Genomic DNA, 24,143 nt, shown 5'->3' with positions numbered 1-24,143 from the left:
GGGCAGTCGTCCGGGGCCGAGTCGGGGCGAGGCGGTGTCAGCCTCCGTTCAGGGTGAAGGCGAACAGCTTGTCGCCGGCGGTGGTCAGCGGCGCGAACGACCGGTAGCCGGTGCCCCAGTAGACGGCGCCGCCGGCGATCGCGGCCCCGCCCAGGCACGAGGAGCCGCTGGCGAAGGTCCACTTGATCGCTCCGGTGGCGGCGTCCATGGCGACCATGTTCGCCCCGACCGGGTTCAGCGAGCAGGCGTAGACGACGCCGTTGGCGACGCTGACCGGTCCTTCGGCGGAGTAGCCGAACCCGATGCCAATCTGGTTCCAGGTGCAGCCGGGGTAGATGAAGTCGCACGAGGCGTTGCCGATGCCGTCACCGGGGTCGTAGGTGCGCCACAGCTCGGCACCGGTGGACGGGTCGAGGGCCGACCAGTAGCCCTTGGTGCTGAGGTCGGCGGAGTTCGACTCGGCGACGTAGATGCGCTTGCCGTCGGTGGCCGACCCCCACTGCAGGCCGCCGGTCAGGCCTCCGGGCCCGACGTGGGTCTTCCACTGCAGGGCGCCGGTGTCACGGTTCAGCAGCAGGAAGTCGCCGCTCTTCTCCCCGGCGCCGACGACGTCGGTCGTCTTGCCGCCGATCTTGGTGCGCAGCAGCATCGCGCCCTGACCGAAGTCGTAGTCGGGTCCGGCGCCCTCGGGGCAGTTGCCCGGGTTCGTGCCGCCCGGGCTGAAGCCGGGCAGGCCGCAGTCGGTGTTCCACGCGTCGGACGCGAGTGCCCGGTGGGCCCAGTTGATGGCGCCGGTCTTGGCGTTCAGGGACACGATCGCGTCGAAGTAGTCGCCGGGCAAGCAGGCCTGCTTCGCCTCGAACGTGGTGGCGGTGTTGACGCAGTCGATCCGGTCGGCCGGCAGCGAGTAGTTGTTGCCGGTCGTCACGTAGACGGCGTTGCGCTGCGTGTCGACGGCCGGCGTGCTGCCCCACACGGACGCGCCGCTGTAGCCGGCGTCAGCGGGCACCATGTAGGTGGACCACTTGATCTGGCCGGTCTTGATGTCCAGGGCGACCATCTTCCCGCGGAACGTGCAGCAGGTGTACGGGATGCCGCCGGAGAGGTCCTGGTTGGCGAACGCCTCCTCGTTCGAGGCGACGCCGACGTAGGCGGTGGTTCCGGACACCTGGGCGGACTGGGTGACGATGGCGGAGAAGTGGGAGTCGATCTTCGTCTTCCACAGCAGGGCTCCGGTCGCCTTGTCGTAGGCGAGGATGTACGCGCCCGCTAGGGCGGGGTGGTCCGCGGCCCAGTCGGGTGTCTCGAACTTGCCGGACTGGGTGCCGATGATGAGGGTCTGTCCGGCCAGGGCGGGGGTGGCGCGGGCGTAGTCGACGCCGGTGGCGCCGTTGGCGGGCTTGATGCCGGTCGCGTCGGCGATGTCGGAGCTCCAGACGGTGGCGCCGGTGGCGCGGTTGACGGCGAACAGCTTGCCGTTCGAGGCCGGGAAGTAGAGCCGGGTGTCGTCGACGGCGGGGGTGGCGGACACGTCGCCGCCGCCGGTGGTGAACGCGCCAGCGGTTCCCCAGCCGGACTTCGGCGCGAGCTGGGCGACGTTGCCGACCCCGATGGTCGTCTCCAGCGGCTGGTTGCGGGAGTTGTCGATGTTCTGGCCGCCGGTGGGCCAGGTGGCGGCACCCGAGCCGCTCGCCGGGGCGGCCGCTGCCGCGGACGCGAGCACGACGGCGCACAGCAGCGCGGTCGCGGCGCCCCACGGCACCGGCCGGAGGATCTTGCGTGGATGGTAGGCACGGTCGGACATCAGCCGGTCTCCTTGCGTGGTTGCGGACATGCACCTGCAAGGTCTCCCCCAGAACGCGTCCCCCATGGCGCATCGCGGCTGACACGCGAGGCCTTCCGAAGGACGTTCCTCCTCGGCGGGTTGGCGGACAAGACAGCACTAGTCCCCGTGCGGATGTGACCCTCGATGGGCCTGTCGGCGACTGGATTTGTTGCGCCACGACCCGACCTGCGACCGGAATCGAACGCCTTTGCGGCGCTTGACGGGCCCTTGTCCGCGCCCGGACGGTGCGTGAACTCGGCCGTCGGACGTGACTGCTCGCCCAGACCTCGGGGGGTCTGGGCGAGCAGTGCGCGGTGTCAGCCGGCGACTGCGGCGGCGACGGCGACGACGTTGTCCATCAGGTCGAAGTCGGAGGGACGGTCGGGGTCCTCGACGACGATGCTCAACGGGCTCGGCACCTCCTCGAGCGCGGGGACCGTGCGCAGCAGGCTCATCCGCATCTGGTGCGGGTTGGCCAACGACACGGTCGTGGCGTTGTTGACCGGGCGGGGCGCCTCGGTGTGGATCCACACCTGCCTGGCCGGGGCGGCGGCCAGGTGCGGGGCGTTGTCGCAGTCGATGCTGCCGAGGTCGCGGCGTCCGCGGAGCGTGGTCGGGCCGGGCGTGCGGTGACCTCGTCCTCTGACGGGCAGCCCCGGGCCAGCCGGAGATGGCTGGTGTCGGAGCGTTCGGTCCGCGTCGGGGGTGGCGGACCGGCCGGCTATCGGCTGCTGCTCGTCCCGTCCGTTCGTCGGCCCGGTGGCCCCGTGCTGGCGGTGGGGCGTGCGAACCGCCGCCCTCGAGACTCTCGGGGGCGGCGGTGCAGCGCGGTCAGGCGGCGCGGTCAGGGACGGGTCCATGGCCGGCACCAAGGCCGCCAGGCCGGCCTCAGGAGGGCTTGGGTGCCCCCGGCCGTGCGTAGCGGAACCAGGTGATCGCGATGCACATGACCGCGAACGCCGCGCCGATCCAGAAGAACACCTGCGGGCTCATCAGGGTCAGGCCGACGCCGAAGAAGAACGGTCCGAAGGCGGCGATGGCAGCAGTCCAGCCGATCACGCCGGCCAGGCGGTTGGGCATCGGCAACTTCGCCGTCACGGTATCCAGCGACGTCAGTGCGGAGACCGCGCCTACTGCATCGACACGACCGACGGCTGCTGAGGGATCAGGAGGCCGTCGGCTTGGAGTTCATCGTCGTTCTCCGCGTTCCTGAGCGAACACCGCGTCCTGGAGGCTGTGCAGCCGTGCGGCGTACGGCTCGAGCTCCGGCTCGTCGGCGTCGCGGCCGTTCGGCCAGGCAGCCAGCGCCAGGGGCACACTCCTTGTCCGAGAGGCGCGAACTCTGCGGCATGAGCGGATGACTGCGCCTTCCTTCGATGGGGGGACTCCGAGCGCTGCGCGCTGGCGCGGCCGTGACCAGAATCGATGAATCTCATCGGCCGACAGCCAGCGTCTGGGCCGTGGCACCTACCTTGTGCCGGACAGGAAACATGCATGGCTTCGTTCTGGCCGAGCCTTCGGGGTCCATCTCGCGGGTGGACTCGACCGGATCACCACTTTTGTTCCATCCGAGTCGGAAGGTACCAACGATGAGACTCCTGTCCACCCTTGTCCGAGTAGCGCTCGTGGGCGTGCTCGGCGTCTTCCTCTCCGCCGGTGTCGCCTCAGCAGACCCGCCCGGCAACAACGGCACGGTCAAGATCGACGGTGTCGCGTTCGACCAGTACCCCGACAACGAGCCTCACGTCGGTTGCACGTTCCAGGTCGACTTCTACGGCTTCGACCTGGGCGACCTGAACGCGTCGGTCAAGTTCTCCGCGCAGCCGCCGACCGGGAAGTCCATCACCCTGCTGACCGACACGGTCTTCATCGGTGAGGATGCCGCCGGCGGTGGCACCGACGTGGATGCCCAGAGGACCTACGACCTGTCCGGTGCGTTGAAGCTGTTCATGGCCCACCCGAACCAGGGCTACCACGTCAAGCTCAAGGTGAACGCCCCCGGATCAATCGGCAAGGACACCAAGTACAAGACCTTCTGGGTCACCGGGTGCGCGGGCTACTGACCCGACACTCCTCCCACGGGTGACTCCCTGGGTCGACGGTGGCCGCGACCCCGTCGACCCAGGAGCGTCACCCTCCACCGGCAGCACACGTGCTCGTCCCACGCAGCCCTGGAGTGATCCCGTGCCCACCACACTTGGCCGCCGCGCCCGGCCCCTCGGTCTCGTCTGCGTACTCGCCCTGGTTCTCGGTGCGGTCCTTGTCGCCGGGACTCTGACCTCGCCTGCTCGGGCCCAGCTCACCGACCAGACGCGGGTCGTCGGCGCGAACCCCGTCGACTGGACCCCGCACGTGCTCGACGGGCAGGTCAACGCCATCGTGCAGGTCGGGGCCACCGCCGTGGTCGGCGGCACGTTCACCCAGGTCCAGGAAGCCGGCTCACCGACCGTGCTGGACCGCGCCTACCTGTTCGCGGTCGACACCACCACCGGCCAGGTCCTCCCGGGCTTCGCACCTGTCCTGAACGACGAGGTCGAGTCCATCGCTGTCGCGCCCGACGGGTCCGCGGTGATCGTCGCGGGCGGGTTCACCACCGTCAACGGCGCCACCAAGCGCCGCATCGCCAGGATCAACCTCGCCACCGGGCAGGTCGACACCGGCTTCACCGCCAACGCCAACTCCCTGGGCCAGGAGGTCGTGGTGCGCGACGGGTGGCTGTACGCGGGCGGCAAGTTCACCACCGTCAACGGCAGCAACCGCTCCGGCCTGGCGCGGTTGGACCCTGTGACGGGCGCGGTCGACCCGGCCCTTGATCTGCCGTTCACGGCCCCGCCGCGCGGGACGATGGGCGTCCCCGAAGTCGATGTGAGCCCGGACGGGTCGACCCTGGTCGCGGTCGGCAACTTCAGCCTCGTCGGCGGCCAGTCCCGGATCCAGATCGCGATGCTCGACCTCACCACCACACCGGTCACGGTGGCGGACTGGCAGACCGACCTCTTCCCCGTCTACAACCCCAACGTCTTGAACGCCTCGTGGTGCTCGACTTCCTTCGACTCCTACATGCGCGACGTGGACTTCGCACCCGACGGCAACTACTTCGTGGTCGCCACCACGGGCTCGAACCGCGCCACCCGCCTCTGCGACACCGTCTCCCGGTGGGAGACCTCCGGGCGAGGACCTGCGCAGCAGCCGACCTGGGTGTCCTGGAGCGGCGGCGACTCGTTCACGGCGGTCGCCGTCACCGGCTCGGCCGTGTACGCCGGTGGGCACCAGCAGTGGATGAACAACCCCTACATCGCCCAGGCGTGCGGCGTGTGCCCCGGCCCCGGCCCCGGGGGGATCCCGCGCCAAGGCATCGCCGCCCTGGACCCGGTGAACGGACTCCCGTTCACCTGGGACCCGGGACGCACCCGGGGCATGGGCGTCTTCGGCTTCCTGGCCACCGCCGATGGCCTCTGGGTCGGCAGCGACACCGATGTCCTCGGTGGCGAGACCCACCCCAAGCTCGGGTTCTTACCCCTCGCCGGGGGGATCAGCGTCCCGCCCAACGACCCCTACCCGATCACCGCTGACCTGTTCAGCCTCGACGCCGCGACCGGCAACCTGGTTCGGCGTACCTTCGACGGCTCCACGCCCGGGACCGGCACCGTCGTGCCCACCGGCGTGGACTGGAGCCAGGCCCGGGGGTCGTTCGCGCTGAACGGCAGGCTGTACACGGGGTGGAGCGACGGCACCTTCTCGGTGCGCGACTTCGACGGCACCAGTGTCGGAGCCCCGACGCCGATCAGCCTGAACGGTCTTGAGGTCGCCCCGCCGACCACTTTCAAGATCCCCGGCACCAAGACCGCGATCCCCAGCCTCTCCGCCCAGCTCGCCAAGACCACCGGCATGTTCTTCGACAACGGACGGCTCTACTACACCGTGTCCGGGGACAACCGGCTCTACTACCGCTACTTCACACCCCAGAGCCGCATCATCGGCGCCAACCTCTTCGTCGCCAGCACCGGAGACGGCGTCCCCTGGTCGAAGGTGCGCGGCATGACCATGAGCTCCGGACAGCTCGTCTACTCCGCCTCCGGCAAGCTGTACCGGGTCCCGTTCAACGGCAAGCCCGTCGGGGCCGTCACCCAGATCGGCGGCAGAGGGCTGGACGGGGTCAACTACACCGCCACCGGCCTCTTCTCCTACCAGCCATGACACTCCACCTTGTCGCGAGCCACGGGGGTGCGCATCGAGAAGGTCCGCTCAACCACGCGGGCTGCTTGGACGCTCTCACGCAGAAGAGCCTGCTGCTTCCTGGGGCAATCACTGTCACCGGCAGTTGAGTGCGTTGGGGGACGTCATGCGACCTGCCGGTCCTGACCGCCGAAACGTATGACGTTGGCGGTCGAGCCCGCGCGAGCCCGCGCCCGCGAAGCACTCCGTCCATGCGTGCGCCCCCGGGGATCGAGGTCTCGTTCTGCGACCCCAAGAGCCCGTGGCAGCGCGGCAGCAACGAGAACACCAACGGCCTGCTGCCAGTACCTGCCCCGTACCCTCGACTTCCGCACCTCACCCAGACCGACCTCGACGCCATCGGCGACCGGCTCAACGGCAGACCTCGACAGACCCTCGGCTTCAAGACACCATCACAAGCACTGGCCGAGCTGTTGTGATGACCGCCTGAGCCCGCAGGCATGACCGGGCGCAACCGCGCGTCTGGCTCGCAGCGGCATGTCGGGACCGCGTCGCCGCGCAGGATGCCTACCGGTTCAGCTGTTCCAGCACCACGAGGAGCCTCGGGGGGCTTTGGCCTCTGGAGAACGGGCCACGTTACGACGAGACTCGAGTCGTGGCCACGCCTTTGAGCCTGCGTCAGGACGAGCGGGGATGGCCGGAATCCCACGTCGGCCGGCGAGCGATCATGTTCGCGGGGCTGAGCGTCTTGGGCATCGCCCTGTTGATGCTCTCGTTCGCGCTCGAGGTCGTGGAACCAGCCAGCAGCTACGCCGACAGCTGGGCACAGCTCGTGTGGGGCGCGGGCATCTGGGCGTGCGCGTTCGCCGCCTTCGTCTCCGGCCTCATCGCGCTCGTCCGTCACCACGAGCGGACCTGGATGGTGGTGCTCGCCACTGGGCTTGGACTGCTTCCTCTGGCCTTGCTGCTCTCAGAGATCGCACTGGGCAAGTTCTGACCTGGCGCGAGCCGCACGAAGGAGGGACCGCTCATGTCATCCACGAAGTCGTACCCACCACTTGTCCATGGCGACTCTCGGCCCGGCCGTGGCGTGCGTGAGCACAGGGCTGCTGCCATCGCCGCGGGGATCCTGTACATCATCGGGACAGCGTCGGGCATTCTCAGCAAGGCCGTCACGTACCTCCCGGTTCACAACGCGGACGATCCGCTTGCCTACGCAGCGGACCACTCTGGCGCCGTCGCCACGGGGGCACTGCTCGTGCTCGTCATGGGCCTGTCGCTCGCGATGGTCCCCGTGGTGCTCTTCCCCATGTTGCGCCAGTTGGACGAAGTGCTGGCGACGGGCTACCTGATCATCCGGGGTGCGGTCGAGGCGACCACCTACGTCATCGTCGCGACCGCATGGCTGCTGCTCGTGCCACTGGCCGACACCATGGCGGCGGGTCCGGGCACGGCCTCACCAGCCGGCGTGCGTCTGGGCACCCTTGTGATCGACTCTGATGGCGCCAGCGCCATCATGTCGCTGGTGTTCTGCTTCGGCGGCGCCCTGTTCTACGTCCTGCTGTACAGGTCGCGCATCGTCCCCCGCTGGATCGCGTCGTGGGGTCTCATCGCGGTCCCGCTCTATGCCGCCGCCTACCTGCTCGCGATGTACGGAGTTGTCGACATCAACTCCTCCACGGTGAACCTGTTCAGCCTGCCGCTGGCCGTGCAGGAGATGGTGCTGGCGGTCTGGATGATCGCTCGCGGCTTCCGTCCAGCGGCCGTCTCGAACACGCCGGTGGCATGAGGCAACGATGTGGCTCAAAGGGAGTCGGACCTCGACTCACCAAGTGGGCCAGTCGCGAGTTTCCGGAGGACAGTTCCGAGCGCGTGCCTTCCGAGCTCCGCAATCTTCCCGCGTCTGTCGTCGGCGGCCAGGATCCAGCGCGAATCCAAGCTGCGCCCGTGATTACGACGGGCGGCGATTGGCAGGAGTTCCAGGGGATGCTCCGGCTGGCCCACGAAGGACTGGCGAGATCTCCTTGTCGCGGCCGACCTCGGCCACGACTACTGGCCCCTCGCCTCAACAAGGTGCTGGGAAGAAGGGGTGAGCGCGCCTGAGCCCGCAGCATGAGCGGATGCTCCGCCCCTTCGCGACAGGTACGTCGGCTCGCCGTGACACGCGGCGTACCCGACCGAGCGCAGCACCGGGACGCCGCGCCGGCGGACCTCGGCGAAGACGTCCTCGCCCGGCGGTTGGGCACCGGCACCTCCACCGAACACGCCATCCAGTCGACGTGAGGGCGGCCGCGCGTGGGACGCTCCTCCCGGGGACAGGACAGCAGGAGGGTCGGTGAAGGAGTACGTCGACTTCCTCGGCAGCCAGCCGCCGTACGACGCGCTGTCGGGTGACGAGCTCGAGCGGCTGCTCGAGGGGCTCGAGGTGGAGTTCTTCGCCGCGGGGACGACGATCGTGCAGGCGGACGGCGAGCCGCTCGACCACCTGTGGGTCGTGCGGACGGGCCTGGTGGAGGTCGTCGACCGCGGCAGGGTCGTCGACCACCTGGTGCCCGGGGACACCTTCGGGCACATCTCCGTGCTGACCGGGATGGCACCCGCCCTGACCGTGCGCGCGGCCGAGGACAGCCTGTGCCTCCGTCTTCCCGACCCGCGGTCGGTGCTGACCGACGCCAGCCGCCTCCGGTTCTCGCACTTCGGCACGATGATCAGCCGCGAACGGCTCACCAGCACCGGCAACCTCGACCACACCCCCGGATCGGCGCGTGGCCTGATGCGGCCGCTGATCACGGCCGAGCACGACGAGCCGGTGAGCGTCGTCGCCGGACGGGTCACCGAGGGAAACCACTCCGCGGCCCTGGTCCGGAGCCCCACGGCGTGGGGGGTGGTCACCGACCGCGACTTCCGCGGGCGGGTGGCGACGGGCGAGGTCCCGCTGTCGGCGCCGGTCGGCGAGCTGGCCAGCTTCCCGGCGATCACCATCAGCGAGGACTTCTCGCAGGCGGCGGCCTTCTCGCGGATGATCGCGCAGGGCGTGCACCACCTCGTGATCGTCGACTCCCGGGGCACGCCGCAGGGCATCATCCGGGCGGTCGACTTCGCGTCCGCCGAGATCCGCAACCCCCTGCAGGTGCGCGGCCTGATCGACGGGGCCGGCGACCTCGACGCGCTGCAGGCCGCCGCCCGGCTGCTCGCCCCGAGCCTGATCGAGCTCGGTGCGAGCGGGATGCCGGCCTCGCAGATCGGGAGCCTGCACGCGTCGATCATCGACGCCGTGCTCCGCCGGATGCTCGAGCTGCTCGACGACGAGCAGCCCGACCCGGCCCCCGCGTGGGTGGTCCTCGGATCGCTGGCGCGGCGCGAGCCCCTGCCCCACTCCGACGTCGACACCGCGCTGGTCCTGCCGGGGACCGGCGACCACCAGCGAGAGGACTGCCTCCGGTGGGCCGAGCAGGTGCTCTCGGCGCTCGAGACCTGCGGGCTGTCGCGGTGCGACAACGGCGCCAACGCCACCAACCCGCTGTTCGCCCGCTCGCGGGACGAGTGGGACGCCGCCGTCGCCCGCTGGCTGGCCGACCCGATGGGCGAGCAGACGCTCCTGCTGTCGTCGATCGTGATCGACAGCCGACCGGTCGCCGGGGTGGCCCTGGGCCGGACGGTGACCGACGCGATCCGGCGTCACCGGCCCGGCGCGGAGTTCCTGGGTCGCTTCGTCCGCGAGTGCACGGCGGTGAAGCCGCCCAGCGGCTTCGTGCGCGAGTTCGTCGTCGACCACGGCGGCCACCACCGCGGCCAGCTCGACCTCAAGCGCGGTGGCCTCCTGCCCGTGGCCGCCCTCGGGCGCTGGGTGGCCATGGTCACCGGGGACGCCCGCGGCGGCACGCTCGACCGGCTCCGTCGCGGACGCGAGGCCGGCCTGCTCACCCATGACGAGGCTGACACCCTCGACGCCGCCTTCGACCAGGTGTACGACCTGCTCCTGCGCCGCGACCTCGCCTCGCTGGCCGTCGGCGGCACCGCGTCGACGTACCTCGACCCCCGCGAGCTGGACAGCCTGACCCGACGTCACCTCCGGGAGACGTTCCGCGCCGTGGCCAGCGTGCAGGAGAGCGTCCTGGCCGGTTGGACACGCCGCGTGGGCGCATGAGGTGGTCGCGGTCGGCCTCCTCCGTGGCCGGGCTCGACGGCCCCTGGCGGGAGGCGGAGTACTGCGTCGTCGACCTCGAGACCACGGGCCTCGACCTGCGCAGCGACGTGATCATCTCCGTCGGGAGCGTGCTGGTCAGGCAGGGCCGGCTGGTGTGGAGCACGCGCGAGTACCAGCCCGTCCGGCCCGGCAGACCGATCAGCGAGAGCGCCATGACGGTCCACGGCCTGCGCGCGCAGGACCTGGCGGAGGCGCCGGGGATCGAGGAGGTCGCGGACCGGCTGCGGCAGCGGCTGGAAGGCCGGGTCCTGGTCGCCCACGCGGCGTGGGTGGAGCAGGCGTTCCTGGGCCGGGCAGTGCCGGGGTGGCGTCGTGCCCGACCGGTCGTCGTGGACACGGCGGCCCTGATGCGGGCCACCGGAGCCGCCCCGAGCGGGACGGGTCACGAGCCCGACCTCGAGGACTCGGCACTCGGCCTGGGCCTGTGCGTCCACACCCCGCACCACGCCCTGGGCGACGCGCTCACCACGGCCGAGATCTTCCTGGCGATGGCGTCACGGCTGGAGCGGCGGGATCCCGGCCTCACCGCGAGGACGCTCGTCGAGACCTCCCGGCGGCACACCGGCACCTGACCGGGTCACCGGCCGCGCACGCCGGGGCGTGGGCGGCGTGGGTCGGTCACCTCAGCGCCGCACCGACGACTCCCGGTCGGCGCCGAGGTGGAGCACCGGGACGTCGAGTCGTCGACGCGCGCTGTCGACGACGTCGCGGTGCAGCCGGGTGGACTGGTCGTCGGGCTGGGTGGTGATCACCACGTGGTCGGCGCCGAAGTCGCCGTTCGCCTGCTCGAGGGCCACCAGCGGGCGGTAGTCGCCCAGCGCGCCCTCGACCCTGAGCCCGCGGTCGCGCAGCATCGCCGTGGTCTGCTCGAGCCGCCGGGCAGCGGCCGCGCGGGTCGCCTCCCAGACGAACGCCGCCCCCTCGCGGCCCGCCTCGCCGGTGTCCACCGGGTTGGCGGGGACGACGACGAGGAACTCGGCGGACTCGGCGCGGGGCAGCCGCTCCAGCGCGCCGTCGAGCTCGTCGGCCGTCGGCGTCCGGTTGGCGAGCACCAGGACTCGGCGGGCCCCCTCCTGGTCGTCCGGGCCCGCGCCGCGCGCCGCCACCTCCTCGGCCGAGACCGAGCCGCCGCGCCACCGGGTGACGGCGTAGAGCACGAGCACGACACCGAAGGAGAGCAGGCTGAGCAGCAGCTGCGAGCGGGTGTCGGCGTGGAAGGCCATCTGCCCCAGCACCAGCAGGATGCCGACCGCGGCGGCGATGGTGAGCCACGGGAACAGCCACATCTTCACCGTCAGCTCCGCCTCGTCGGTACGGCGACGCAGCACGAACTGGGAGATCGCGATCAGCAGGTAGACGAACAGGATCACCGCCCCGGAGGAGTTGAGCAGGAAGAGGAACACGGTGTCGGGCGAGACGTAGGCGGCGATGACGCTGAGGAAGCCCACGACGGTCGAGGCCAGGATCGCCCACACCGGGACACCGCGGCTGTTGACCGTGATCAGCCGGAGCGGCGCCTCCCGCCGCGCGCCGAGCACGAAGAGCATGCGCGAGGCGGTGTAGAGCCCGGAGTTGAGGCAGGAGAGGACGGCGGTCAGCACGACGGCGTTCATCACGTCGTCGGCGTAGGGCAGGCCCATCTCGGTGAACGCCGCGACGAACGGCGAGTCGCCGAGCTCGGTGTCGTCCCACGGCAGGATGCACACCAGCAGGAAGGCGGAGCCGACGTAGAACGTCAGCACCCGCACGATCACCGACTGGGTGGCGCGGGCGATGGCCTTCTCGGGGTCGTGGGACTCGGCGGCCGCGACCGTGGCGATCTCGGCCCCGACCATCGAGAACACCACGACGACGATGCTCGAGAACACCGCACCGAGGCCGTGCGGCAGGAAGCCGCCGTGGTCGGTCAGGTTGCTGACGTCGAAGGACTGGTCGGGCCAGAGGCCGAGCACGAACAGGAGCCCGAGCACGAGGAAGACCACGATCGCGGTGACCTTGATGCTGGCGAACCAGTACTCGAACTCGCCGTAGGAGGACACCGAGACCAGGTTGGTGGCGGTCATCAGCACCATCAGGCCGAGGGAGAGCAGCCACAGCGGCGCGTCGAACCAGTAGGTGATGATCTGCGCGCCGGCGACGGCCTCGAAGCCGACGACGATGACCCAGAAGTACCAGTAGAGCCACCCGACCGAGAAGCCCGCCCATCCGCCCAGGGCCATCCGGGAGTAGTCGGCGAACGAGCCGGTGGACGGGTTCGCGGTGGCCATCTCGCCGAGCATCCGCATCACGAGGACGATGAGGGCGCCGGTGACCAGGTAGGTGACGAACGCGGCCGGTCCGGCCTCGCCGATCACGGCGCCGGAGCCCACGAAGAGGCCGGCACCGATCACGCCGCCGATGGCGATCATGGTGAGGTGGCGCTGCTTGAGCCCCTTGCGCAGCTCGCCGCTCCGGGGCGCGGGCCCCGACGTCTCCGGCTCGACGGTGTGGGTCATGGAACCCTCCAGGTGCGCGCGGCGCCCGAGATGGCCCCGCACGTCGTGTCCTGCCCCCGGGAGAGCGGTCCGAAACCCCGCGCGCCGCTCAGCGCCCGGTCAGGCGCGTCACCAGACCGGCGACCAGGGCCGACGCCTGAGCCACCGTGGTGCCGGTGCGGGCGGCGACGTCGGCGTCGGTACGGCCGGCGAGCACGTCGTCGAGGGCCCCCCGCTCGTCGGGGGTCAGCGGCGGGTCGAGCCGCGACGCGCGGCCCCGCAGGGCCGCCACGGCGCCGGCGGTGGCGGCCGGGTCGAGGATCGTCCGGCCGGCGCCCACGCGTCGGACGGCGTCGATCACGTCGATGCTGTTGCTCAGCTTGACCAGGTAGCCCGCGGCCCCGGCGAGGACGGACGCGGCCAGGGCCTCGTCGTCGCCGGCGGAGGTCAGCAGCAGCCCGCGCACCGAGGGGTCCTCCGCGCGCACCGCGCGGCAGACCTCGATGCCGGTGCCGTCCTGGAGCTGCAGGTCGAGCACCATCACGTCCACGTCGAGCCGGAGGATCGTCTGCGCGCCGGTCCGGGCGGAGGCGGAGTCACCGACGACCTGGAGGTCGCGGGCCGGGGCCAGCACGTCGCGCAGCCCCCGCCGGACCAGGTCGTGGTCGTCGAGGAGGAACACCCGGAGCGTCTCGGCCGCGTAGGGAGGCACGCACCAGTTGTACCCCGGCCGACGGCGCCACCGCGGACGGGAGGTCAGCCGTCGGTAGCGACGTCCGTACGGCGCGCGCGCCTGGTTCCTGCTCAGTCGTGCGCGAACCGGACCTCCGGCAGCGCCCGGTCGAGCCACCGCGGCAGCCACCAGGCCGCGTGGCCGGTCAGCCGCAGCAGCACCGGGAGCAGCACGAGCCGCACCAGGAACGCGTCGAGCAGGACGGCCAGGCCGAGCACGATGCCCATCTCCTTCGGCGGCAGCGGCCCGGACAGCGCGAAGGTGAAGAACACCGCGACCATCACCGCGCCGGCGGCGAAGATCACCCGGCCCGAGTGGGCCACCGCACCGACCATCGCCTCGTGCGGGTCCCCGGAGCGCTCGTAGTGCTCCTTGGCCGAGGCCAGCAGGAAGACGGTGTAGTCCATCGCGATCGCGAAGATCATTGCGAAGAAGAACACCGGCGCCCACGCGTCGAGGAAGCCCTGCGACTCGAAGCCGAGCAGGCTGTCGCCCCACCCGTCCTGGAAGACCAGGCGGGCGACGCCGAACGCCGCAGCCGTGGACAGCAGGCTCGCCAGCGTGCCGAGCAGCGCGATGAGCGGCGCCCGCAGCGCCACCAGCAGGAGCAGGAACCCGAGCGCCAGCACCACCCCAACCACCAGGGGCGTCGACTCGTCGAGCTGGGTCTTGAGGTCGAGGTTCTCGACCGCCGCCCCTCCCACCTGCGCGGAGTCGGGCAGGTCGTCCCGGAGCCGGTCGACCGTGTCGGCGAGAGCGGGGTCGGAGGGGTCGACCGTCGGCACCGCGGAGATCAGTGCGAGGTCGGACCCGTCGGCCGCGGGCTGCGCCGGCATCGCCCCGGCGATGCCCGGGTCGTCGGCCAGCACGGCGGCGGCCGCGTCGGCGTCCGCCGCGGCGACCACGACCTGGAGGGTGCCCGGGGCGCCCTCGCCGAAGGCCTCCTGCACGCGGTCGTACCCGACCCGTGCGGCGGAGTCCTCGGGCAGCACCTTGATCGACGGCATCGCGGTGCTGAGGCCGGCGATCGGCAGGGCGAGCACGAGCAGCGCCAGCAGCGAGGCCAGCCCGAAGGCGACGGGACGGCGCCAGAGGCGCTCGCCCCACGCCGCGAACCGGGCCGAGCGGTGCTCACCGACGTGGACCCACGGCAGCGCGAGCTTGTTGATCCGCAGGTCGAGCTTGGCGAGGACCACCGGCAGCAGGGTGAGGGTGGCGGCGAGGACGAAGGCCACCGCGAGCATGATCCCGCCCGCCATCGAGCGGAACGACGGGGAGGGCACGAGCATCACGGCCGACAGCGAGACCAGCACCGTGGCGCCGGACAGCAGCACGGCCTTGCCGGCGGTGTCCATGGTCTCCGCGACGGCCCGCCGGGGACTCTCGTGCGACCCCAGACGCGCCGCGCGGTAGCGGACGACGAGGAAGAGGGCGTAGTCGATGCCCAGCGCGAGGGCGAACATCATCGCGAAGTTCATCGCCCAGATCGACACGGGCACGAGCTGGTTGATCAGCACCAGCGACCCGGCCGACGCCACCAGCCCGGCGAGCGTCAGCACCAGCGGCAGGCCGGCTGCGACCAGCGCGCCGAACGCGACCACGAGGATCGCCAGGGTCACCGGCCAGGAGTACATCTCGGAGGTCAGCATCGCGTCGAGGTTGGCCTTGTTGAAGTCGGCCCAGAGCTGCGAGGAGCCGGTCGGCGTGACCTGCACGCCGTCCCCGGAGAGCGCCTCGAGGGGGCCGGAGAGGTCGTCGGCTGCCCGCACCATCTCGTTGGTGTCGGCGCCCGACCCGGCCAGGACGACGGCCGTGCGGCCGTCCTCGCTGATGGTCGCTCCCGGTTGCGGCGCGACGACCTCGGCGATGCGCGGGTCCGCCTCGAGCAGCGACGTGGCCCGCGCGACGGCGGCCGCGCCGGCGCCCGAGGTGACGGTCCCGCTGTCGGTGTGCACGACGACCTGGATGGCCGAGCTCGCGTTGCCGCCGAAGTGCTCCTGGGCCAGCTCGCGGACGGCCACGGACTCGGAGCCGTCGGCCTGCCAGCCGGCGCCGGAGAGCTCCGCCTCGACCCGCGGCGCGAAGATGCCGAGGCCGACGACCAGCAGCGCCCAGACGACCAGCGTGAGCCGGCCGTGGTCGACGACCCAACCACCCAGACGGCCCAGCGGGCCGGGGTGGTAGCCGTCGAAGTCGGGGCGGGCGGACCCGGTGTGCCGGCCGCCGGTGGGGGCCGAGGGCTCGGTGGTGGTGCTCGGGATCATCACTGACCTCAGGGTGTCGGGAGAGGGACGGGGAATACCCTAGGGGGTATAGCCGTTGATTCCAAAACACCCCCCGGGGTATCGTTCGAACCAGTCCCTGACAAGGAGCACCTCACTGTGAGCACCCTCGCCCTGACCGCCGAGACCTTCGAGTCCACCGTGACCGGGAACGACATCGTCCTGGTCGACTTCTGGGCCTCCTGGTGCGGTCCGTGCCGCCAGTTCGCCCCCGTCTTCGAGCAGGCCTCGCAGGACCACCCCGACATCGTGTTCGGCAAGGTCGACACCGAGGCCGAGCAGTCGCTGGCCGCGGCCGCGCAGATCACCTCGATCCCGACGCTGATGGCCTTCAAGGACGGCACCCTCGTCTTCGCCCAGCCCGGCGCGCTGCCCCCGCAGGCGCTGGAGCAGCTGGTGAGCGCCGTGCGCGACCTCGACATCGAGGCGGCCCGCCGCGAGGCCGAGGCCGACGCCGCGCGGGCCCAGGACGCCTGATGGCCGCCACCTCCCCGTCGTACACCCTGGGCACGACGCTCTCCCTGCCGTACGACGAGGCGGTCGCCGCGGTGCGCCAGGCCCTGGCCGACCAGGGCTTCGGCGTGCTCACCGAGATCGACCTGCGGGCGACGCTCAAGGCCAAGCTCGACGTCGACGTGGCGCCGCAGGTGATCCTCGGCGCCTGCCGCCCGCCCCTCGCGCACGCCGCCCTGCAGGCCGAGCCCTCGATCGCGGCCGTGCTGCCGTGCAACGTCGTGGTGCGCGAGGTCGCGCCCGGCACCGTCGTCGTGGAGGCCTTCGACCCGGCGGCGATGGCCGCCCTGGTCGACTCCGACGCCCTCGACGAGGTGGCCGCCGAGGCCCGCACCCGGCTGACCGCCGCGATCGAGGCGCTCAGCCGGGCCTGACCGGGCAGGGTCAGACGGGAAGCCGCGCCGCCGGCACCCCGGCGGGGAGGTCGCGCAGCAGCCACACCGGGTTGGAGGCGGCCACCAGGTTGCCGGACGAGTCGGCGACCTCGACGCGCACGAAGGCCGGGGAGGACGTGTCCACGGGCACGGCCAGCTCGCCGTTCTGCACCGACGCCGCGGCGTACTGCTGCCGGGTGACCGACGGGTTGGGGTCGGTGGTCCCGGCCGCGTCGACGCCGCCGCGGACGACCGTGACGGTGCCGCCGTTCGGCACGGTGTCCGCGAGGACCCGCACGGAGCGCTGCGTCGCCGTCGAGACGCTGACCGACCCCATCGGCGTGCCGTCGTCCGCCTCGAGGTCGAGGTCCCCGGGGTAGCCGCTCGGCGGGCCGAACCAGGCGCGGCCCGCGCGGAGGCCGTCGAGCAGGGAGGCCTCGGCCAGCTCGGCCCGGACGCGGGTGACGTGGTTCCACTGCTGGGTGGCCCACGTCCGGCCGGTGTGGTCGTCGCTGGTCCCGACGCCGGTGGCGAAGAGGAGGTTGCGCGACAGGGTGTCCCACAGCGCGTAGTACTGGGCCGCGGACATGCCGGCCTTGCCGCCGGGGAAGCCGACCTCGAGCACGTCCGCGGCGTAGAAGTCCGCGTTCAGCATGGCCGTGGCCACCGTGCGCCTCAGGTTGTCCTGCTGGGTGGTCGTGCGGCTCGGCCCGGAGGTCCCGAAGGGGTGGTTGTAGGAGGCCACCCCGGCGACGGAGTGCACGGCTGCCACCATGCCGGCGGGGTCGACGGACGCGGGCGTGCCCTCGGCCGGGATGCTCAGACCCGACCCGAACCCGTTCACGTGGGTCGACCGCGACGAGATCTCCAGCCCGGGCATCTGCAGGACGCCGGGGTAGCGCACGGCGTAGCTGTCCATGAGCGCGCTCTGGACCGCCAAGGGCTGGTCACCCGACTTGCGGACCCTCTCGATCCGCAGGTAGTCGAAGACCGCCTCGGCCTGGACCCTGTTGCTGCTGGCGACACCCACCTGCAGCACGCACCCCGACGAGTCGCGGAAGTCGACGCCGCCGAAGGCCCGGGTGAGGTCGGAGACGGGGTCGAGGACGAGCGTGGTCCACTGGCCGACGGGCGCGGAGCGGAACACCGTCGCGTTGCGGCCGGACGTCGTGAGTGCGCCGTCGGGCTCGTTGCCGCCGATCAGGTAGACGACCTCGTACTGCCCGGCCGACCGTCCGCCGGTCGCCGGCAGGTACGACGACCGGATCCGGAGCTCGGCCCAGGCGCCGGCCCCGGTCCTCACGCACAGCACGTCGAGGAGCAGGGTCGTGCCGTCGAGGTTGCCGACGAGGCGCTTGTTGTCGGCGGCGAAGGTGTAGCGGCGCGAGGCACGCGCGGTCCCGGACGAGGTGGCCGTGAGCCGGAGTGCGCTCGCCCGGCCCGGGTCGTTGCCCGACACCGGGCTCGTGACGAAGGACCCGGAGTAGGTCGAGAGGCTCCCGGAGCTCTCGGGCTTCAGCGTCACCTTCGGCTGTCCGGCCCGGGTCTCGGTCAGGCCGTCGAACCCGACCGCGGACACGTACCCCCGACTCTGCATGCGCCAGTCGTGCTCGGTCCACCACACCACGTCGACACCGGTCGCGACGGCCTGGGACAGGTGCCCCGCCATCGATCCGATGCCCTCGCTGAACGAGGCGTGCAGGTGCATCGCCATGGAGACCGTCGACACCGACGAGGCCCGCTCGGCGGCGGAGGCGACGGCGGACGCCGACTGCGGGCGCAGGATGCCGGCGGAGGCGCCGAGGGCGACGATGCCGGCGCTCCCGGCGAGGAACGACCGGCGCGAGATCTCGGCCCGCGGCGCCTGCGGTGCGTGGTCGGCCATGCCCTGCCTCCACCCCGCTCGGCCCGTCTCCCCGTTCGCAGCGAGGCTACGCGCGACGCCCGGGGCACCGGCGCCGGCGGGGCCCATTTGCGCCAGATGCGGTACGCCGCCGCGCACCACGGGGCGGGCCGCCGTGGCACCGAGGTGGCAGAGCTGTCCGGGTCGGGGGTCCCGGGCCGGTATGGACCTCCGTCCCTACCGGTTCGCCCCGGCTGGCCGGAACGTTGCTGCATGGGCACGACACCGACCACCTGGACACGTCTCTGGCGCACCGTCGTCGTGATCGTGCTCGCCATCGGCGTGGCCTCGGCCACGACCGTCCTCGAGTGGGGATTCATGGTGACGCTCGTGGTCACCATGGCCTTCATCGGCGGCACGTACGGCGCCCTGTGGGGCGAGGCGTTCCCCGACACCCGGCACCCCGTGGTCTCCGGCATCGTGGCCGGCCCGCTGTGCTCGCTCGGCATGATCGGGGTGATCCACCTCCTCGGCGCGTACGGCGGCCTGCTGCTGCTGGTCATCGCGGTGACCTCGCCGTGGGTGGTCGGACCGCTGGTGCGCACCCTCGGTCGCCGCCGCGAGGAGCACCGCCCGCGGGTGATCTCGCCCGACCCGCGGGGCACCGACTTCCGGCTCCAGCTCGCCGACCTGCCGGCGTCCGCGCTGGCCCGCGCCTGGGCCGACACCGACCGCGACCTGCGCCAGACGCACAGCACCCGCCGCTGGCTGGTGCTGGCGGAGGCGCGTGGCCTGATCCTGGACGAGGTGGAGCGCCGCGACCCCGAGGCGTTCGCGGCCTGGCTGGCCACCGCCCCCGGAGCGGGCACCTTCCCGAGCCTGCACGACCGCCCCTCCACCGCCGCCGACTGAGGCACCGCACGTCATCGGGACCCGCCCCTGCGTGAGTGGCGGGTCCCGGTGACGTGCGGGCGCTCAGTCGCCCGGAGGTTCGGGGTGGTCCACGGGGATCCGGCGGGCCGCCGGCGGAACCGGCAGCGGCATCGAGACCGTCAGCACCCCGTCGACGTACGACGCGGTGACGTCGTCGACGGACGTGCCCGGCGGCACGCGCACGGAGCGCTCGAGACTGCCGTAGCGCACCTCGGTGCGGTGCACGTGGCGGTCCTCGCTCTCCGTCTCCTCGCGCCGGTGCGCGCGGATCGTGAGCACGTCGTCCTCGAGCAGCACCTCGAGGTCCGCGGCGGGGTCGATCCCGGGCAGGTCTGCCCTGACGATCCGGCGGTCGCCCTCGTGGAGCTCCTCGATCCGGAAGTCGTGGCCGATCGGCGCCTGGTCGCCCATCCAGCTCATCAGCTCCGAGAACAGCGACGGTGTCGTCCGCCGGGCGGGCGCCGTGCCGTGGTCGGGAGAGGTCGTCGTCATGGAGCCTCACTCCTCTCGCGTCGTCTGCTGCCAGCGCAGCAGGGGGGCCGCGAGGACCGCCAGAGGCCAAGGTCACCGGGCGCCGGGACCTCAGTCGAGCCGTACCCGCTCGCCCTGCTGCGGCACCACCGCGACCCAGCCGAGCTCCTCGTGCACCCGGGCGGCCAGCGCGTGCGCCGCGCGGGCCTCACCGTGCACGACGTACACGGTCCGGGGCGGCTCCGGAGCCCGGGCGAGCCAGGCCAGGATGCCGTCGGCGTCGGCGTGCACCGACAGGTCGGCGAGCTGGACGACCTCGGCGTGCACCGGCACGTAGCGGCCGTGCATCTTCACCTGCCGCGCACCCTCGAGCAGCTGGCGGCCGCGGGTCCCCTCGGCCTGGTAGCCGGTGAGCACCACGCTGTTGCGCGGGTCGGGCAGCTGGTGGGCGAGGTGGTGCACCACGCGCCCGCCGGTGGCCATGCCCGAGGCGGAGACCACGATGCACGGGTAGGTCGGGCTGTTGAGGTCGCGGGAGTGCTCGGGGTCGGCCACGCCGTGCAGGTCGAGGCCGGCCAGGGCCGCGGCGAGCTCGCGGGCCTCCCGGCGCAGCTGCGGCGAGGAGCCCTGCACCGCGCGGCGGTAGACGCCGAGCGCCGCCAGCGCCATCGGGCTGTCGACGTAGACCGGCACCCGCGGGATCGCACCGCTCACCCTGAGCCGGTGCAGCTCGAGCAGCACCAGCTCGGTGCGGTCGACCGCGAACGCCGGCACCAGCACGCTGCCGCCGCGCGCCACCGTGCGTCGTACGACGTCGGCCAGCACGTCGGGGTCGCGCGGGGGGTGCGTGCGGTCACCGTAGGTCGACTCCACCACGATCGCGTCGACCGCCGGCGGCGGAGCGGGGGCGCGCAGCAGCGGGTGGTCGTCACGACCGAGGTCGCCGCTGAACAGCACCCGCCGCCCGCCGGTCTCGATCTCGACGGTGGCCGAGCCGAGGATGTGGCCGGCCGGGCGCAGCGTGGCGTGCACGCCGGGAGCGACCTGGGTGGCGCTGCCGAAGCCGGTCGGCCGGAAGAGCGGGAGCGTCTTCTCGACCTCGGCCGCGCCGTAGAGCGGCAGCGCCGGGCGGTGCTTGGAGAAGCCGGCCTGGTTGGCGTACCGGGCGTCCTCCTCCTGCAGGTGCGCACTGTCGCGGAGCACGATCGCGGCGAGGTCGGCGGTCTCGGCGCTGCACACGACCTCGCGCTGGAAGCCGTCGGCGACGAGGCGCGGCAGGTAGCCGCAGTGGTCGAGGTGCGCGTGCGTGAGCAGGACGGCGTCGAGGGCCGCCGCGTCGAGCGGCAGCGGCTCCCAGTTGCGCCGGCGCAGCTCGGCGAGCCCCTGGTAGAGCCCCGCCTCCACCAGCAGCGAGGCCGGCCCGTGCTCGAGGTGGAACTTGCTGCCGGTGACCGTGCCCGCCGCGCCGAGGAAGGTCAGCGTCGGGGTCGCGGGCACGCGGCCGGGGCCGCCACCCATGGCGGATCAGGTCGTCTCGAAGTGCTCGACCGTGGCGTCGGGTCCGGGGAAGACCAGGCTCTCGTGGCCGGTGTCGGCCCAGCGGACGAGGTACGGCGGGCTGCCGTCGGCGTGCTCGACCTCGAGGATCTCTCCGTCGCGAACGGGCCCGTCCAGGTGCTGGCTGTGCACCACGAGGCGGTCTCCGACCTTGGCATACATGGTTGCCTCCTCCATCTGCGGGTGCGTCCAGCCTGCTGCGGGTGAGGGCCGGGGAGCAGGGTCGCGGGTCGCCGGCCGCACGGGACCTTCGTCCCCCCGGTCCACCGCCACCGGCGCCCCGGGCGTGCTTGAATCACCAGCGACCCGAGGAGGCCGGATGGACGCACGCGCGTGGGACGAGCGGTACGCCGCCAGCGAGCTGGTCTGGGCGGCCGGCCCCAACCAGTTCGTGGAGCAGGAGTGCACCGGGCTGACGCCCGGCGAGGCGCTCGACCTGGCCTGCGGCGAGGGCCGCAACGCGATCTGGCTGGCCCGGCAGGGCTGGCGGGTCGTCGCGTCCGACTTCTCGCAGGTCGCGCTGGACAAGGGGCGCGCGCTGGCGGGCGACCTCCCGGTCACCTGGCGGTGCGAGGACGCCACCACCTGGGTCCCCGCGGCCGAGGGCGCGACGTTCGACCTCGCGGTGCTCGCCTACCTCCAGCTGCCGCCCGCCGAGCGGGCGGCGGCGGTGCGGCACGCCTACGGCGCGCTGGCGACGGGCGGCACGTTGCTGGTCGTCGCGCACGACTCGAGCAACCTCGCCGAGGGCACCGGCGGTCCCCAGGACCCGACCGTGCTCTACACCGCCGGCGACGTGCTCGCCGACCTCGGGGACGCGTCGTACGACGTGGTGCGGGCCGAGCGGGTCGCGCGCGAGGTCACCGGGGACGACGGCCACGGCGGCGAGGACACCCGCACGGCGTGGGACTGCCTGGTGCGGGTCGTGCGCCGGGGCTGAGGCGGCCCCGGTCGGCCGTCCGTCCGGGGCCGGACGCCTCAGGACTGCTGGTCGTCGGCCTTCTGGTCGGCCGCAGGGGCGTCGACGGGCTCGACGGGGTCGTCGTCGCGGCCGTAGACCCCCGCCTTGTCTGCGGCCTCCACCTTGCGCAGCTGCTTGAACAGGCTGAAGCCGAGGAGGACGACCGCGATGATCAGCCCGACCAGCACGAGGGCGCCCCAGCCGCCGGCGACGACGTCGTTGTCCTCCGGAGGCGTGTCGGCGAGCGTGAGCAGCACGGTGAGCATGACCCCAGTGTCTCAGGTCGGCGGACGCGTCAGGGCCGCGGGATGCCCGCGAACAGGTCGTCCTCGGGCACCTGCGACGGCACGTGGCTGGTGACCAGCTCGAAGTCCTCGGTCGGCCACACCTGCTCCTGGATCTCGCGCGGGACCGCGAACCAGAAGCCGTCGGGGTCGATCTGCGTGGCGTGGGCGAGCAGGGCCTGGTCGCGCACGCCGAAGTAGTCCGAGCACGGGACCCGGGTGGTGATCCGGGCGTCCCACTCGGGCTCGGGCTTCCACTCCTCCAACCGCTCGGCCCAGGGCGACTCGAGGCCGTGGGCGAGCATCGCGTCGTGGATCGCCTGCATGCGCGGGCGGTTGAAGGAGTGGTGGTAGTAGAGCTTGAGCGGCTGCCACGGCTCCCCGGCGTCGGGGTAGCGCTCCGGGTCGCCGGCCGCCTCGAAGGCGAGCACCGAGATCTTGTGGCACATGACGTGGTCCGGGTGCGGGTAGCCGCCCCGCTCGTCGTACGTCGTGACGACGTGTGGGCGGAAGCTGCGCATCAGCCGCACCAGCGGCTCGGCGGCCTCCTCGACCGGGATGGTGGCGAAGCAGCCCTCGGGCAGCGGCGGCTTGGGGTCGCCCTCGGGCCAGCCGGAGTCGACGAAGCCGAGCCAGTCCTGCCGGATGCCGAGGATGTCGCGCGCCCGCTCCATCTCCTGCCGGCGCACCTCGGAGATGTTCGCCAGGATCTCGGGACGGTCCATCTTCGGGTTGAGGATCGAGCCCCGCTCGCCGCCGGTGCAGGTGGCCACGTGCACGTCGACGCCCTCGGCCACGTAGCGCGCCGTCGAGGCCGCCCCCTTGCTCGACTCGTCGTCGGGGTGGGCGTGCACGTGCATCAGCCGGAGTCCGGCGCGGTCGAGCGGCATGATGGCGAGTCTAGAACCGGTCGGACCCCGTGGGACGATGGGACCCGTGACCGCACCCCCCACGCTCGAGGAGCGCTACGGCTCGCCGTCGCGCGGGTCCCGCGTGGCGGTCATCGCCGGTTCGGTGGTCGTGGCCGTCGTGTTCCTGACGTGGCTGGGCTGGACGGTGCTCGTGCAGGGCGACCCCGACGTCAGCTCCGACCTCGTCTCCTTCGACGTCGTCGACGACCACCACACGACCGCGCGGATCGCGGTCCGCCTCGGGGACGACGACGTCGTGGCGACCTGCGTGCTGCGGGCCACGGCCGAGGACCACACGACGGTCGGCGAGCTGTCCTTCGAGGTCACCGCCGACGACCTGACGGGCGGCGACGTGCTCGAGCGCGAGATCCGCACCGAGCGGCGGGCCACCACGGTCGAGGCGATCGGCTGCACCACCCCCGACCAGCCCCGACCTCGCTGATCCGCCCCCGCCGGGACCACGCGCCGTACACACAGGGGCCCCGGACGTGGCCCTGTTGTTATGCTGGACGATCTGTCCGGACGCCGGGACCCCGGCGATCCGCACTCGCGCACCGCGAGAAGACCGGACCGGACCCGAGATCCCGACGGTTTCGTGG

23 protein-coding genes and 1 pseudogene are annotated in these 24,143 nt (G+C 72.3%); 12 read left to right on the top strand and 12 right to left on the bottom strand.

The window, feature by feature from the left end:
• Positions 1–37: 37 nt before the first annotated feature.
• From ACFPGP_RS11600 to ACFPGP_RS11590, 3 genes are all read right to left on the bottom strand, one after another.
• On the bottom strand, positions 38–1,804 hold the full coding sequence (locus ACFPGP_RS11600; RefSeq protein WP_378590240.1) for an outer membrane protein assembly factor BamB family protein: 1,767 nt from the start codon (positions 1,802–1,804) through the stop codon (positions 38–40).
• Between the two features lie 338 nt (positions 1,805–2,142).
• On the bottom strand, positions 2,143–2,358 hold the full coding sequence (locus ACFPGP_RS11595; protein ID WP_378590238.1) for a hypothetical protein: 216 nt from the start codon (positions 2,356–2,358) through the stop codon (positions 2,143–2,145).
• 355 nt (positions 2,359–2,713) lie between these two features.
• On the bottom strand, positions 2,714–2,905 hold the full coding sequence (locus tag ACFPGP_RS11590) for a hypothetical protein (RefSeq protein WP_378590237.1): 192 nt from the start codon (positions 2,903–2,905) through the stop codon (positions 2,714–2,716).
• 509 nt (positions 2,906–3,414) lie between these two features.
• Between ACFPGP_RS11590 and ACFPGP_RS11585 the strand changes: the two genes are divergently transcribed.
• The 7 genes and pseudogenes from ACFPGP_RS11585 to ACFPGP_RS11555 all read left to right on the top strand — a co-directional run bounded on the left by ACFPGP_RS11585 (position 3,415) and on the right by ACFPGP_RS11555 (position 10,780).
• Positions 3,415–3,888 carry a hypothetical protein gene (locus tag ACFPGP_RS11585; protein WP_378590236.1) on the top strand — a complete coding sequence of 158 codons (474 nt, stop codon included), beginning with the start codon at positions 3,415–3,417 and terminating at the stop codon, positions 3,886–3,888.
• Positions 3,889–4,009: 121 nt separating this feature from the next.
• Complete coding sequence (locus ACFPGP_RS11580) at positions 4,010–6,022, top strand: delta-60 repeat domain-containing protein (protein ID WP_378590234.1); 2,013 nt, start codon at positions 4,010–4,012, stop codon at positions 6,020–6,022.
• Positions 6,023–6,267: 245 nt separating this feature from the next.
• A pseudogene (locus ACFPGP_RS11575) lies at positions 6,268–6,480 on the top strand (transposase); the annotation flags it as partial.
• 176 nt (positions 6,481–6,656) lie between these two features.
• Positions 6,657–6,998 carry a hypothetical protein gene (locus ACFPGP_RS11570; protein WP_378590233.1) on the top strand — a complete coding sequence of 114 codons (342 nt, stop codon included), beginning with the start codon at positions 6,657–6,659 and terminating at the stop codon, positions 6,996–6,998.
• Between the two features lie 93 nt (positions 6,999–7,091).
• On the top strand, positions 7,092–7,790 hold the full coding sequence (locus tag ACFPGP_RS11565; RefSeq protein WP_378590231.1) for a DUF4386 domain-containing protein: 699 nt from the start codon (positions 7,092–7,094) through the stop codon (positions 7,788–7,790).
• A 546-nt stretch (positions 7,791–8,336) separates the two neighbouring features.
• Entirely contained in the window at positions 8,337–10,148 is a 1,812-nt protein-coding gene (locus tag ACFPGP_RS11560; RefSeq protein WP_378590229.1) for a putative nucleotidyltransferase substrate binding domain-containing protein, read from the top strand.
• On the top strand, positions 10,145–10,780 hold the full coding sequence (locus ACFPGP_RS11555; RefSeq protein WP_378590227.1) for a 3'-5' exonuclease: 636 nt from the start codon (positions 10,145–10,147) through the stop codon (positions 10,778–10,780). The genes ACFPGP_RS11560 and ACFPGP_RS11555 overlap by 4 nt, the downstream gene beginning before the upstream one ends.
• Positions 10,781–10,831: 51 nt before the next feature.
• On the opposite strand, the gene ACFPGP_RS11550 is transcribed toward ACFPGP_RS11555, so the two are convergent.
• The 3 genes from ACFPGP_RS11550 to ACFPGP_RS11540 all read right to left on the bottom strand — a co-directional run bounded on the left by ACFPGP_RS11550 (position 10,832) and on the right by ACFPGP_RS11540 (position 15,679).
• Positions 10,832–12,703, bottom strand: coding sequence for an amino acid permease (locus ACFPGP_RS11550; protein WP_378590225.1), 1,872 nt, complete (start codon positions 12,701–12,703; stop codon positions 10,832–10,834).
• Between the two features lie 88 nt (positions 12,704–12,791).
• Positions 12,792–13,394 carry a response regulator gene (locus ACFPGP_RS11545; RefSeq protein ID WP_378590223.1) on the bottom strand — a complete coding sequence of 201 codons (603 nt, stop codon included), beginning with the start codon at positions 13,392–13,394 and terminating at the stop codon, positions 12,792–12,794.
• 92 nt (positions 13,395–13,486) lie between these two features.
• Positions 13,487–15,679, bottom strand: coding sequence for an MMPL family transporter (locus ACFPGP_RS11540; RefSeq protein WP_378590562.1), 2,193 nt, complete (start codon positions 15,677–15,679; stop codon positions 13,487–13,489).
• A 117-nt stretch (positions 15,680–15,796) separates the two neighbouring features.
• Between ACFPGP_RS11540 and trxA the strand changes: the two genes are divergently transcribed.
• Both trxA and ACFPGP_RS11530 read left to right on the top strand, forming a co-directional pair.
• Complete coding sequence (trxA, locus tag ACFPGP_RS11535) at positions 15,797–16,174, top strand: thioredoxin (RefSeq protein WP_378590222.1); 378 nt, start codon at positions 15,797–15,799, stop codon at positions 16,172–16,174.
• The gene (locus ACFPGP_RS11530; RefSeq protein ID WP_378590220.1) at positions 16,174–16,584 is read left to right on the top strand and encodes a DUF302 domain-containing protein; all 411 of its coding nucleotides are present in this window, start codon (positions 16,174–16,176) and stop codon (positions 16,582–16,584) included. The genes trxA and ACFPGP_RS11530 overlap by 1 nt, the downstream gene beginning before the upstream one ends.
• Before the next feature lie 10 nt (positions 16,585–16,594).
• On the opposite strand, the gene ACFPGP_RS11525 is transcribed toward ACFPGP_RS11530, so the two are convergent.
• Entirely contained in the window at positions 16,595–18,469 is a 1,875-nt protein-coding gene (locus ACFPGP_RS11525) for a CehA/McbA family metallohydrolase domain-containing protein (RefSeq protein WP_378590218.1), read from the bottom strand.
• A gap of 231 nt (positions 18,470–18,700) precedes the next feature.
• Here ACFPGP_RS11525 and ACFPGP_RS11520 point away from each other — a divergent pair, with 231 nt between their 5' ends.
• The gene (locus tag ACFPGP_RS11520) at positions 18,701–19,339 is read left to right on the top strand and encodes a hypothetical protein (protein WP_378590217.1); all 639 of its coding nucleotides are present in this window, start codon (positions 18,701–18,703) and stop codon (positions 19,337–19,339) included.
• 63 nt (positions 19,340–19,402) lie between these two features.
• On the opposite strand, the gene ACFPGP_RS11515 is transcribed toward ACFPGP_RS11520, so the two are convergent.
• The 3 genes from ACFPGP_RS11515 to ACFPGP_RS11505 form a co-directional block, all read right to left on the bottom strand.
• The gene (locus ACFPGP_RS11515; protein WP_378590215.1) at positions 19,403–19,852 is read right to left on the bottom strand and encodes an Hsp20/alpha crystallin family protein; all 450 of its coding nucleotides are present in this window, start codon (positions 19,850–19,852) and stop codon (positions 19,403–19,405) included.
• A 90-nt stretch (positions 19,853–19,942) separates the two neighbouring features.
• Positions 19,943–21,328: an MBL fold metallo-hydrolase RNA specificity domain-containing protein gene (locus ACFPGP_RS11510; protein WP_378590213.1), complete on the bottom strand. Its 1,386-nt coding sequence runs from the start codon at positions 21,326–21,328 to the stop codon at positions 19,943–19,945.
• A gap of 27 nt (positions 21,329–21,355) precedes the next feature.
• Entirely contained in the window at positions 21,356–21,550 is a 195-nt protein-coding gene (locus ACFPGP_RS11505; protein ID WP_378590211.1) for a DUF1918 domain-containing protein, read from the bottom strand.
• Between the two features lie 157 nt (positions 21,551–21,707).
• Between ACFPGP_RS11505 and ACFPGP_RS11500 the strand changes: the two genes are divergently transcribed.
• On the top strand, positions 21,708–22,328 hold the full coding sequence (locus ACFPGP_RS11500) for a class I SAM-dependent methyltransferase (RefSeq protein WP_378590209.1): 621 nt from the start codon (positions 21,708–21,710) through the stop codon (positions 22,326–22,328).
• A 38-nt stretch (positions 22,329–22,366) separates the two neighbouring features.
• Here the strand turns inward: ACFPGP_RS11500 and ACFPGP_RS11495 are convergent, their stop codons facing one another.
• Both ACFPGP_RS11495 and mca read right to left on the bottom strand, forming a co-directional pair.
• Complete coding sequence (locus ACFPGP_RS11495; RefSeq protein ID WP_378590207.1) at positions 22,367–22,615, bottom strand: hypothetical protein; 249 nt, start codon at positions 22,613–22,615, stop codon at positions 22,367–22,369.
• Positions 22,616–22,644: 29 nt separating this feature from the next.
• The gene (gene mca, locus ACFPGP_RS11490; protein WP_378590206.1) at positions 22,645–23,523 is read right to left on the bottom strand and encodes a mycothiol conjugate amidase Mca; all 879 of its coding nucleotides are present in this window, start codon (positions 23,521–23,523) and stop codon (positions 22,645–22,647) included.
• A 46-nt stretch (positions 23,524–23,569) separates the two neighbouring features.
• On the opposite strand from mca, the gene ACFPGP_RS11485 reads away from it, so the two are divergent.
• On the top strand, positions 23,570–23,986 hold the full coding sequence (locus tag ACFPGP_RS11485; protein ID WP_378590204.1) for a DUF4307 domain-containing protein: 417 nt from the start codon (positions 23,570–23,572) through the stop codon (positions 23,984–23,986).
• Positions 23,987–24,143: the final 157 nt, after the last annotated feature.

It is taken from the genome of Nocardioides taihuensis (assembly GCF_042657275.1).
Lineage (GTDB): Bacteria > Actinomycetota > Actinomycetes > Propionibacteriales > Nocardioidaceae > Nocardioides > Nocardioides taihuensis.
The sequence above is the reverse complement of the archived record's forward strand: the minus strand, read 5'-3'. Positions and strand labels throughout refer to the sequence as shown.

Coding starts and splice junctions, on each gene's coding strand:
- ACFPGP_RS11515 (WP_378590215.1), bottom strand. CDS start 19,852: ATGACGACGACCTCTCCCGACCACGGCACGGCGCCCGCCCGGCGGACG.
- ACFPGP_RS11550 (WP_378590225.1), bottom strand. CDS start 12,703: ATGACCCACACCGTCGAGCCGGAGACGTCGGGGCCCGCGCCCCGGAGC.
- ACFPGP_RS11555 (WP_378590227.1), top strand. CDS start 10,145: ATGAGGTGGTCGCGGTCGGCCTCCTCCGTGGCCGGGCTCGACGGCCCC.
- ACFPGP_RS11585 (WP_378590236.1), top strand. CDS start 3,415: ATGAGACTCCTGTCCACCCTTGTCCGAGTAGCGCTCGTGGGCGTGCTC.
- ACFPGP_RS11495 (WP_378590207.1), bottom strand. CDS start 22,615: ATGCTCACCGTGCTGCTCACGCTCGCCGACACGCCTCCGGAGGACAAC.
- ACFPGP_RS11540 (WP_378590562.1), bottom strand. CDS start 15,679: ATGATCCCGAGCACCACCACCGAGCCCTCGGCCCCCACCGGCGGCCGG.
- ACFPGP_RS11600 (WP_378590240.1), bottom strand. CDS start 1,804: ATGTCCGACCGTGCCTACCATCCACGCAAGATCCTCCGGCCGGTGCCG.
- ACFPGP_RS11590 (WP_378590237.1), bottom strand. CDS start 2,905: ATGCCCAACCGCCTGGCCGGCGTGATCGGCTGGACTGCTGCCATCGCC.
- ACFPGP_RS11505 (WP_378590211.1), bottom strand. CDS start 21,550: ATGTATGCCAAGGTCGGAGACCGCCTCGTGGTGCACAGCCAGCACCTG.
- mca (WP_378590206.1), bottom strand. CDS start 23,523: ATGCCGCTCGACCGCGCCGGACTCCGGCTGATGCACGTGCACGCCCAC.
- ACFPGP_RS11530 (WP_378590220.1), top strand. CDS start 16,174: ATGGCCGCCACCTCCCCGTCGTACACCCTGGGCACGACGCTCTCCCTG.
- ACFPGP_RS11525 (WP_378590218.1), bottom strand. CDS start 18,469: ATGGCCGACCACGCACCGCAGGCGCCGCGGGCCGAGATCTCGCGCCGG.
- ACFPGP_RS11500 (WP_378590209.1), top strand. CDS start 21,708: ATGGACGCACGCGCGTGGGACGAGCGGTACGCCGCCAGCGAGCTGGTC.
- ACFPGP_RS11520 (WP_378590217.1), top strand. CDS start 18,701: ATGGGCACGACACCGACCACCTGGACACGTCTCTGGCGCACCGTCGTC.